This is a genomic window from Kitasatospora sp. NPDC029367, assembly GCF_055569135.1.
This window is the reverse complement of sequence record NZ_JBVHYH010000069.1, coordinates 41,116-51,233: the sequence shown is the minus strand read 5'-3', so window position 1 is coordinate 51,233 and position 10,118 is coordinate 41,116. Positions and strand designations below refer to the sequence as shown.

Annotated in this window: 8 protein-coding genes; 4 read left to right on the top strand and 4 right to left on the bottom strand. The window is 72.2% G+C overall.

Annotated features, from left to right (window positions below; translation table 11 throughout):
• The first annotated feature begins 153 nt into the window (after positions 1-153).
• Positions 154-843 carry a hypothetical protein gene (locus ACZ4W5_RS29670; protein WP_465657980.1) on the top strand — a complete coding sequence of 230 codons (690 nt, stop codon included), beginning with the start codon at positions 154-156 and terminating at the stop codon, positions 841-843.
• 141 nt (positions 844-984) lie between these two features.
• Here the strand turns inward: ACZ4W5_RS29670 and ACZ4W5_RS29665 are convergent, their stop codons facing one another.
• The 4 genes from ACZ4W5_RS29665 to ACZ4W5_RS29650 form a co-directional block, all read right to left on the bottom strand.
• Complete coding sequence (locus tag ACZ4W5_RS29665; protein ID WP_465657978.1) at positions 985-3,636, bottom strand: glycoside hydrolase family 31 protein; 2,652 nt, start codon at positions 3,634-3,636, stop codon at positions 985-987.
• Positions 3,637-3,711: 75 nt separating this feature from the next.
• Positions 3,712-4,542, bottom strand: coding sequence for a carbohydrate ABC transporter permease (locus ACZ4W5_RS29660; protein ID WP_360242013.1), 831 nt, complete (start codon positions 4,540-4,542; stop codon positions 3,712-3,714).
• Entirely contained in the window at positions 4,542-5,414 is an 873-nt protein-coding gene (locus ACZ4W5_RS29655) for a carbohydrate ABC transporter permease (protein WP_360242010.1), read from the bottom strand. Before ACZ4W5_RS29655 ends, ACZ4W5_RS29660 begins: the two co-directional genes overlap by 1 nt.
• A gap of 76 nt (positions 5,415-5,490) precedes the next feature.
• Positions 5,491-6,771 carry an extracellular solute-binding protein gene (locus tag ACZ4W5_RS29650; protein ID WP_465657976.1) on the bottom strand — a complete coding sequence of 427 codons (1,281 nt, stop codon included), beginning with the start codon at positions 6,769-6,771 and terminating at the stop codon, positions 5,491-5,493.
• A gap of 371 nt (positions 6,772-7,142) precedes the next feature.
• Here ACZ4W5_RS29650 and ACZ4W5_RS29645 point away from each other — a divergent pair, with 371 nt between their 5' ends.
• The 3 genes from ACZ4W5_RS29645 to ACZ4W5_RS29635 are packed head-to-tail and all read left to right on the top strand — an operon-like array spanning position 7,143 to position 10,088.
• On the top strand, positions 7,143-7,589 hold the full coding sequence (locus ACZ4W5_RS29645; protein WP_402480764.1) for a CU044_2847 family protein: 447 nt from the start codon (positions 7,143-7,145) through the stop codon (positions 7,587-7,589).
• Positions 7,586-8,554, top strand: coding sequence for a trypsin-like peptidase domain-containing protein (locus tag ACZ4W5_RS29640; protein WP_465657975.1), 969 nt, complete (start codon positions 7,586-7,588; stop codon positions 8,552-8,554). Before ACZ4W5_RS29645 ends, ACZ4W5_RS29640 begins: the two co-directional genes overlap by 4 nt.
• A gap of 4 nt (positions 8,555-8,558) precedes the next feature.
• Positions 8,559-10,088 carry a VMAP-C domain-containing protein gene (locus tag ACZ4W5_RS29635; protein WP_465657973.1) on the top strand — a complete coding sequence of 510 codons (1,530 nt, stop codon included), beginning with the start codon at positions 8,559-8,561 and terminating at the stop codon, positions 10,086-10,088.
• Positions 10,089-10,118: the final 30 nt, after the last annotated feature.

Here is a 10,118-nt window from a genome sequence, read left to right as displayed (position 1 = left end):
GCACGCTCGACACCCCCACCATGTGTCCCCCCCCCCTCCCTCCCCAGCCGGGGCACAACCTCCCCACCCCCCCCCCCCTCCCCCCCCCTTCCCCCCCCCCTCCCCCCCCCCCCCCCCCCCCCGCCGCCCGGGACGCCGGAGGAGATCGCGGCGATGGCCGCCGACGTCCCCGACATCGATCCGGAGGGCCTGACGACGGCGCTCTGGTGGATCGGCGCCCTGTACGGGGACGCCGACGCCATGCGTCAGCTCGCGGCCTCGCCGAAACTGCTGGTCCGCCGCAGCGTCGCCAGAGCGCCGCGCCTGCCCGCGGACGTGGTGGCCGGGCTGGCCCGCGACCGGGACCGGATCGTGCGGCTCTTCCTCGCCGAGTCGTGCGACGACGCTCCGCCGGAGCTGCTCCTGGACGTGGCCGCGTGGTGGGACGGGAGCCTGTCCTTCCCCGGCCGACCGCACAACCACCCCAACTTCCCCCGCGAGGGCCTGCTGCGCTTCGCGACGGACCCCAACCCGCGCCTGCGGGCCCTCGCCCTCGACGACCCGGCCTCGACCGGCGCCCTCGTCGAGCAGTTCAGCCGCGACCCCGATCCGCTCGTGCGCGCGGCCGCCGGCCGGGACCGGCGCCTCTCGCCGGAATCGCTCCGAGGGCTCGTCACCGACCCGGACGGAGGCGTGCGCGGGTGCGCCTGGCTCAACCCCGCCCTGCCACCGGATCTGCTGGTGACGCTGCTGCTCGAAGCCGACAGCGCCGAGCACGCCGTCCGTAACCCCGCCATCCCCGTCCCCGTCCTGCGCCGGATGGCCGCGCTCGGCAGACTCCGGGCCGCGACCGGAACCTCCTGAGCAGACCTGAGCACCGGCGAAGCCGGGCCCGACGCCGGTGAGGCCCCCGGCGGTGTGCCGGGGGCCTCGGGCGGTCGGTCGGCCGATCAGCCAGCCGGCCGATCAGCGGGCAGGCCGATCAGCCGGCCTCCGGACCAGTGTTCAGCGGATCAGGTGGAGCGAGAACTGGTCGTCGGTGGGGACGGACGGGGTCTTGACGTGGGTCACGCCCGTTGCCGGGTCGTGGTACCAGCCGGAGGCGGCGGTGTCGAGGGCGGCGGCCGACTCGAGTTCGGGCAGCCGCCCGCCCTGGGTGACGACCAGGCGCGGGGCGGACTGGCCGTGCACGGTGAAGCGGTACGAGCGGGCGTCCGGCTTGCCGGTGTAGCTGCCCTGGCTGGCACCGACCTCGACGGTGGTGACCGGCCCGTGGGAGTGGACCTCGACCTGCTGGGTGGCGGAGGACCCGGCGTTGTACTGGCGGGTGACGCCGTCGTCCTCGTACAGGGTGTACGAGGAGTCGCCCTGCGGGTAGAGGTCGTAGTCGAGTTCGCCGCGGTCGCGGTTCTGCCAGGACAGCGTGCCCTGCGGCCACATCGGGACGATGGCGCCGCCCTTGACGAACAGCGGCAGCGTGTCCAGCGGGGCGGAGTAGTTGTCGATGGTGGTGGGCCCCTGGTAGGTGCGCCCGGTCCAGTAGTCGGTCCAGGTGCCCTCGGGCAGGTAGATGCCGTTGCGCACCGAGGTGTCGGAGTAGACCGGGGCGACCAGGAAGTCCGGCCCGGCGAGGAACTCGTACTTGGCGTTCGGGCCGAGCGCGTCCTTGTCGTGCGGGTACTCCAGGGCGAGCGGCCGGACGGCGCCGATGCCGGTGCGGGTGGCCTCGGCGGACAGGGTGTACATGTACGGCAGCAGGCGCTCCTTGAGCTGCAGGTACTTGCGGTTGATCGAGGTGTAGGGCTCGCCGTCCAGCCAGGGCTGCTGGTCGCGCTGCTCCTTGCCGGTCATGTCCTTGGCCCAGCCGTCCATGGTCATGATGGTCGGCAGGAAGGCCTTCCACTGGAGGTCGCGGGTGTACATCTTGGGGTCGCGGCGGAAGATCGAGCCGACGTCCCCGGTGTTGTAGGCGATGCCGGACATGGTGGCGCCCGCGTAGGTGGGGATCTGCCAGCGGATGTAGTCCCAGGACAGGCTCTGGTCGCCGCTCCACAGCACGCCGCAGCGCTGGGCGCCGGCCCAGGAGACCGGCAGCCAGACGAAGCCGCGGGCGTCGCTGTTGTCCTCGATGCCGGCCTTGGCCTGGTCGCAGGCGTTCAGCGCGAAGTCGTAGCCGTTGCCGACCCAGGCGACGTCGAGCTTGCGCACCCGGACCCCGGCCTTGACCTCCTCGGCCTGGTTGGGCAGGCCGTTCTGGGTCCAGAGGCCGAGCTGGGCATGGTCCTTGCGCAGGCCCTCGCCGGTCTGCGGGAGGTTCTCGTAGCCGCAGCCGTAGCCGTCGTTGACCAGCATCCAGCCGAGCGGCATCTGGTTCTGCACGTAGCCGTCGGCGACCTTGAGGGCGTCGGTGGTGTGGCGCTCGCCGCGGTTGGCGTTGTGCAGGTAGCAGTCGGAGTCGCCGGGTTCCAGGCCGTAGACGGGCGGCATGAAGGGCTTGCCGACCAGCGAGGTGTACTGGCCGATGACGGACTTGACGTCACCGGTGAAGTAGTAGGCGTCCAGGCGCCGTTCCTGCTGCCCGGTGCGCACCGGCGAGCCGAAGTCGTAGATCCCGGGGGCGAAGGTGTTGCGGAAGACGCCGTAGCCTCCGCTGGAGACGTAGAACGGCTGGGAGTTGTTGTAGCCGCCCTCGTTCCAGTTGGTGCTGTTGGCGACGTGGACGGTCTGGTCGCGGTGCGAGAAGCTGCCGTTCTGCTCGCCGCCGCCGAAGAACTGCTCGTCGGCGCCGCGGGTCAGGCTCTGCCGCAGGCCGCTGGTGGACCAGCGCAGCGGGGCGTTCTCCTGCCAGATCGCGGTGCGGTTGTCGGCCTGGTAGAGGCCGAACCGCAGCGGGTGCTTGTAGACCCGCAGGACGACGTGGCCGGACCGGATGCCGTAGTAGTCGCCGGCGTCGAACGAGGAGGTGCGGGGCTGGAGTTCGGGCTGCTTGCGGATGATGGTGCTGCCCGCCGGGTCGGTGATGGTGCCGTCCGGCGCGGCGCGCAGCCGCAGTTGGTCGTCGGCGAGGAAGTCGACCTTGGCCTTGAGGGTGCCCGCGGCGATGTCGTAGCTGCCCTTGCCGCCGCTGAACGAGGTGAGGTCGCCGGCGTCGGCGGTCTGCGGCAGGTAGGCGCGGCCGGTGAAGGAGCCGCCGTGCACGTCGTACGGGACGACCAGGACGTGGTAGGTGCCGGAGGCCTTGGGGATCACCGTCGCCTCCGGGTCGGCGGTGCCCGCGCTCTCGGCGACCTCCTTGCCGTTGGCGTCGTAGATGTACAGGTCGAAGTCGTCGGTGGGGTTCTGCCACTGGACGGAGATCGGGACGCCGCCCTCGGGGTTGTCGTCCCAGTAGCCCTTCGGGACGTTCACCGTCAGGTCGAAGCGGGCGCAGACCGCGCCGTCCGGGTCCTGGGCGACGGCGGGGCAGGAGGTGGCGCCGCCGAGGGTGCCCTTGGCGTAGGTGGGGCTCTGCCAGGTGACGCTCTGGTGGCCGTCGTCGAGGACGGCGGCGGGCGGGCCGGCGGCGTGGGCCGGTACGACGGGGCCGGTGACGGCGGCCAGGCTGGTCAGGGCCGCCGCGAGGGCGGCCCTGCGGAGCTGGGGTCGGAGCAGGCGCACGGGGGTTCTCCTGTCGACTCGGGTGCTCGGTGGCTTGTTGGAGGGGGCAGGGGCTCGACTCGGTCGTTCGGAGCGCTACTTGACGGATCCGGCGGTCAGGCCGGAGACCACGTGCCGCTCGATCACCGCGAACAGCACCACCACCGGCACGATCGCGACGACCGAGCCGGCGAACAGGTAGTTCCACTGGACGGTGTAGTTGCCGATGAAGCTGTTGATCCCGACGGTCAGCGGCTGGCTGCCCGGATCGGTGGACAGCGTCAGGCCCATGACGAACTCGTTCCAGGCGGAGATGAAGGTGAAGATCACCGCCGTGACCACGCCCGGCAGGGCCAGCGGCAGCACCACCCGGCGCAGCGCCCCGATCCGGCCCAGGCCGTCGAGCATGGCGGCCTCCTCCAGCTCCACCGGGATCGAGGAGATGTACGCGGTGAGGATCCAGACCGCGAAGGCCAGGTTGAACGCGGCGTTGCAGAGGATCAGCGTCCAGACCGAGTTGAGCATGGACAGCTGGTAGAACTCCCGGTAGAGGCCGACCAGCAGGGAGGTCGGCTGGAACATCTGGGTGACCAGCACCAGCAGCAGGAACAGCCGGCGGCCCCGGTAGCGCACCCGGGCGGTGTAGTAGGCGGCGGGCAGCGCGACCAGCAGCGCCAGCAGGGTGGAGCCGCCGGCCACCAGCAGGGTGACCCGCAGGTTGTCGCCGAGCGTCGACTCCTGCCACACGCCGACGAAGTTGGACCAGGCGAAGTGCCGTGGCAGGTACGTCGCGTCGCGCAGCTCGTCGGCCGGGCGCAGCGCGGTGACCACCATCTCCAGGTACGGGAACAGGAAGACCGCCGCCAGCAGCCAGGCCGCTCCCGCGAGGGCCAGGGTGCGCGGCCTCCAGCGGTTCTGACGCAGCATCAGCTCTCCTCCTGGTTCCAACCGCTGACCTTGAGGAAGGCCAGCACCATCAGCACCACGAGGGCGAAGTTGACCACCGACATCGCCGCGGACTCCCCGATGTCGGTGGACTTCAACTGGTACATGAACACCGTGCTGGTGGCCGTGTCGCTGCTCGGGCCGCCCTGGGTCATGCCCCAGATCACCGGAAAGGAGTTGAAGACGTTGATCAGGTTGATCACCAGGCCGACCAGGAACGCCGGGCGCAGCAGCGGCAGGGTGATCCGCCGGTACGCCTGCCAGGCCGAGGCGCCGTCCACCCGGGCCGCCTCGTACACCTCGGCGGGGACGGTCTGCAGGCCGGCCAGCAGGGTGTAGGTGGTGAACGGGAGGGACACGAACACGGCGACGAAGACCATCCAGGGCCAGGCCGTCGACGGGTCGCCCAGCCAGTCCCGCGGGCCGTCGACCAGCCCGAGGTCGGTCAGGAGGGTGTTCAGCACGCCCGCCGTCCGGTCCAGCATCCAGCGGAAGCCGATCGCGGTCATCAGCACGGACGCCGCCCACGGGGCGATCAGCGCCCAGCGGGCGTAGCGCCGGCCCGGGAAGCGCTGGTCGAACAGCTGGGCCAGGGCGAGCGACAGCAGCATGGTCAGGCCGACCACGGCGAGGGTCCAGGCGACCGTGGCCAGCAGGACGTGGCCCAGGTCCGTCTCGCCGAACAGCTTCCGGTACTTGTCCAGTCCGGCCGAGCCGCGGACGAAGCCGCTGGTGCTGACCCGCAGGAACGAGGTGCGGACCATCTCGTACACCGGCCACAGCACCACGGCGAGGATCAGCAGCACGGCCGGGGCGATCCACGGCAGCGGGCCGAACCGGCGGCCTCTGCGCACAGGGGGGTTGGGAGTCACGGGGGTGCCTTTCACGGCCTTCGACGGGAGCCGGCCGTCAACTGTTCGAAGTGGGCCGTCACTTGTTCGCGACCGCGTCCTGGGCCTTCTTCTGGAGGTCGCCGAGCACCTTGGCCGGGTCGCCCGAGACGGCGCTGCCGACCGACTTCTTGAGCTCGGCCGAGACCGCGTCCCAGGTGGTGTCGCCGAGCGGGTAGAACACGGCGTGCGGCAGCAGCGCGAAGAACGGCGCGAGGTCCTGGTGCTTGCCCCCGGTGGTGAGTTCGCGCAGCGCGCTCTGGGTGACCGGCATCAGGTTGTACGTCTCGTCGAAGGCGACCTGGTTGTCCTTGCTGTACGCGAAGTCGAGGAACTTCCGGATCTGGTCGCGGTGCCCGTTCTTCTTGAACGCCATCATCCAGTCCGCCACGCCGAGGGTGGAGGCCAGCGGGCCGTTCTTGCCGGGGATGGGCGCGACCCCGTAGTCGACCTTGCCGTCCTGCGCCATCTGGATCAGCGACGGGTGCCCGTTGAGCATGGCCGCCTTCCCGGCCGCGAAGTCCGCGAACGCGGTCTTGCGGTCGGTGGTGGCCGGGTTGGCGTAGGTCAGCCCCGGGTCGACCAGGTTGGACTTGAGCCAGCGGAAGGTGTCGATGTTGGCCTGGCTGTTCAGGGTGTAGGCGCCGTCCTTGCCGGTCGGCCCGCCGTCGCCGCCCAGCTCCCAGATCATGCTCTCGCCCTGGGCCTCCTCCGGCCCCAGCGGCAGCGCGTACGGCGTGACCCCGGGCACCTTGGCCTTCACCAGCTCGGCGTCCTTGCGCAACTCGTCCCAGCTGGTGGGCGGTTGGCCGATCCCGGCCTGCTGGAACAGCGCCTTGTTGTAGAACAGCGCCCGCGCCGAGGAGACGAACGGGATGCCGTACTGCACGCCCTTGACCTGCCCGGCCCGGGCGAAGCTGTCGATCAGGTCGCCCCGGGTGTCGGGGGAGAGCACGTCCTCGGCCTTGTACAGCAGGTCGTCGGCGACCTTGTCGGCGTACCCGCCGGTCTGCAGGACGTCCGGCACGTTGCCGCTCTGGATCATCGTCTTGACCTGCTTGTCGATGTCGTTCCAGTTCACCACCTGGACGTCCACCTTGATGCCGGGGTTGGCCGCGGTGAACGCGGTGGCGACCCGGTTCCAGTAGTTCTTCGAGCTGTTGGACTCCTTGTCGCCGTAGTCGGCGGCCACCAGCTTGAGCGTCACCTTCCCGTCGGCGTCCGCCCCACCACCGCCGCTCCCGCCGCCACTGCCGCAGGAGGTGAGGGCGAGCGCCCCCAGGGCACACGCCGAGACGAGGGCCAGCACACGTTTGTCCACCGCAGATACCGCCTTCGTGCGTGCTTGATCGGATGATCCAAGATGCTTGAAGAACACTAGTTTTGAGCAGTTTCGAAAGAGCAGCTTGCTGCTCCGGGCGGTTCATGTCAATCGTGACTGCAGTTTTGAGCAACCCGTCCCCCCGTTCTCGGCCCACCGCGACCCGCTCTGCGCAGAAACGCTCAACGCCTAAGGCCTCCTCCCGGAGCCAGGGGTGAGCACCCGTCACCCACGAAGAGGAGGAGCCGCCGGACGGGCGGAAGACGATCGAGCGGGCCGCGCGGTCGCGGTATTGTGGCGCGCGCGGTCGGGGAGGCCGCAGGTGAGGACGGCGGTCCGGGCACGGCCCGGACGTTCGGGAGGGGAGCGGCATGGCCGGGGACGTGACGGTGGAGACGATCGACCTGGGGGACGGCACCACGGTGCGGGCCGAGGTGATCGGCGAGGTGGGCTTCGCCGCCGCCGGGGGCGAGGACGAGTTCGGCGACGTGGGGCTGCGCGACCGGGCCGCCCGGGTCGGCTCGGCGGTCGCGCTGTCGCTGGACCAGGTGCGCGGCACGGTGCAGGGCATCGGGCGCTGGGCCGCCGAGACCATCACCCAGGGCGGGGCCGGGGCGCCGGACACCTTCGAGGTCGAGTTCGGCCTCAAACTGGCGGTGAAGTCCGGGCAGTTGCTCGGGATCATCGCGGAGGCCGGGAGCGAGGCCGGGCTGACCGTCAAGCTCTCCTGGGACCTCGCGGCGCGCCGGGAGCGGGCAGGCGCGGCGCCGAGCGCAGGAGACGGCGCCGAGGCCGCCACCCCCGCCGCCGCGGAGTGACCGGCCCGCACCTCGACCGCGCCCGGGCCGAGGCGCTGCACCGCTGCGCCGTCCGGATCGAGGCCGCGGGCGCCTTCCTGGGCAGCGGCTTCCTGGTCGCCCCGGGCCTGGCCGTCACCTGCGCGCACGTGGTGCTGGACCGGCGCGGCCCGGCCGAGGCCCTGGTGGTGCGGCACGGCGTGAGCACCCACCCCGTGCCGCCCGGCGCCGTCCGGGCCGAACCCGCCGGCCTGGGCACCGGCCCCTTCGAGGCGTTCCCCGACCTCGCGCTGCTCGACGTCCCGGCCGCCGCCCCCGGCCACCCGGTGGCCCCGCTGGCGGGCGCCGAGGCCGAGCCGGGCACGTGGCTGACCGCCCTCGGCCACTCCACGGCCACCCCGACACCGGGGGTCAACGAGGACACGGTGGCCCTCCAGGTCGTCGGCCGGTCCGGGGAGTTCATCGCCGTCACCGGCTTCGTGCAGCCCGGCCTCAGCGGCAGCATGCTGGTCGGAGCGGACGGGCTGGTGCGCGGCGTGCTCAAGGGCAGCCGCTCGTACAAGCAGGACCTGGGCGGCTGGTACGTGCCGCTGGCCGCGCTGCTCGCCTTCCTCGGCCCGGTGGTCCGCGCGGCCGGATCCGGGTCGGCGCCGGAACCACCGCCCAGCGACGCCGAGTTGGTGACGGCGCTGATGGCCCTCCCGTACACCGCGCGCGCCGACGGCCGCTTCGACCTGCTGGAGCGGATGGGCGAGCACCTCGGCCTGCCGCACTCCTTCGAGGTCGAGGAGCGCTCCGACCGCCGCGACCACCTGTTCCGCATCGTGCGCCGCTGCCGCCACCACCGCGACGCCCCGGCGGCGCTGCGCGCGCTGTACACGGCACTGGAGGAACTCGCCCCCCACGACGGCGCGTTGCCGCACCTGCGGGACGTACTGGACCGGGCCGCCGGGGACCGCCCCGCCGACCGTCCGGGAAGCTGGTAGGCCGATGCACACGGGCGCGTACGGCGACCGGCCGCCGTGGGCCGGCGGCGAGCCGGGCACCCACCTCGCCGCCCCGTTCGAGGAGGCCGAGGACCTGCTGGCCGACATCCTGTTCGGCTTCCGGGGGATGCAGCGGCGGGAGTTCCGGCAGGGAGTGCTGGAGACGATGGGCCGCTCCCCGTCGTCCAAGCACTTCCACCTGGACGTCAAGGAGGCAGACACCGCGCGCGAACACGTCCTGGAGATCCTGCGGAGCATCCGCTGCGCCCGCGACCCCCGGGCCGTGCTCGGCTCGCTCCGCGAGGCGCTCAGGGACCACGACCCGTACGGCGGCGCGCTGCCCTGGCTGGAGGTGACCGTGCTCGCGCTCACCGCCGAGACCGGACTGCCGGCCGGCGTCCTGCTGCGCGCCATCACCCTGCTGCGCACCCTGGACCCGGCCCCCGGCCCGCACCGACTGCTCTTCCACGTGCCCCCGAACGCGCCCGGCCGCCACCGCATCGACGAGCGGACCACCCTGCCCGAGGTCCTCACCCGGCTGCTGGACCACTTCGGCGGCCCCGACGCCGGCCACGCCCTGGCCTTCCTGGACAGCCTGGCCCGGGACCAGGACCTGCTGCTCCGGCACCCCCGGCTCGCCGACCTGGGCACCCTGCTGAGCAGCCTCCCGGTCGCCCGCCCCACGCCCCCGGAGAAGGCCGCCGCCCGCCTGATCGTGCAGATCCGGCTGGAACCCGAGACCCCGGAGCACATCGAGGCCGGCCGCTACCACCTCCGGGCGTCCTGCTACCGGCAGCCGCTGGCCGGCGGCCCGATCGAACGCCTCCACGACCTGGTCGCCACCGACTCGCTCGCCCTGGAGGACCTGGTCGCCGAGGGCAGCGCCCGGCTGGCCGGCTGGCAGACCCTGGTCTCCGAGCTCGGCCGGCACAAGCGCAGCCCGGTCCGGATCGAGTTCCTGCTGCCCAGGGAACTGCTCGGCCACAGCGCCGAACTGTGGTCCCCGACCCTGGACGGACGCCGGATCGGACTGCTGCACCCGGTGGTGGTCCGCTACCTGGACCGCTACATCAACCCGTGGCTGCAGACCGAGGCCTGGTACGACCGGTGGGAGCACCTGTTCGCCGACACCCTCGACTGCGAGGCCGTCGACCGCATCGGCTGGCCGCCCCTGCACCCCGAACGGGTCGCCGACCTGCCCGGCTGGCTCGACGGCCGCCCCACCGTCGCCTGCCTCGGCCTCGACACCCCGTACGACGAACTCGATCCCCGGGTGCGCGCGGCCGTGCTCGACGCCGTGGAGATCGACGGCGTCCCGGCCATGCTGTGGCGCCGCTCCCCGGGCGCCCCGACCGACGTGGTCGACGCCCTGCGCCGCGACCGCCCGCGCTCACTCGCCCACCTGCCGGAAGCCGTCCACCGGCACCGCAAGGTGACCCGGCAGGCGCCCGCCCAGGACGGCGTCACCCTCTTCTGGGACGACCCGAACTGCCTGGACCCGGATCAGGACGCCGGATTCCCGGGGATGGTGTGAGACGGATGGTGTGAGACGGATGGCGTGAGG

Coding starts and splice junctions, on each gene's coding strand:
- ACZ4W5_RS29670 (WP_465657980.1), top strand. CDS start 154: ATGGCCGCCGACGTCCCCGACATCGATCCGGAGGGCCTGACGACGGCG.
- ACZ4W5_RS29660 (WP_360242013.1), bottom strand. CDS start 4,542: ATGCTGCGTCAGAACCGCTGGAGGCCGCGCACCCTGGCCCTCGCGGGA.
- ACZ4W5_RS29645 (WP_402480764.1), top strand. CDS start 7,143: ATGGCCGGGGACGTGACGGTGGAGACGATCGACCTGGGGGACGGCACC.
- ACZ4W5_RS29635 (WP_465657973.1), top strand. CDS start 8,559: ATGCACACGGGCGCGTACGGCGACCGGCCGCCGTGGGCCGGCGGCGAG.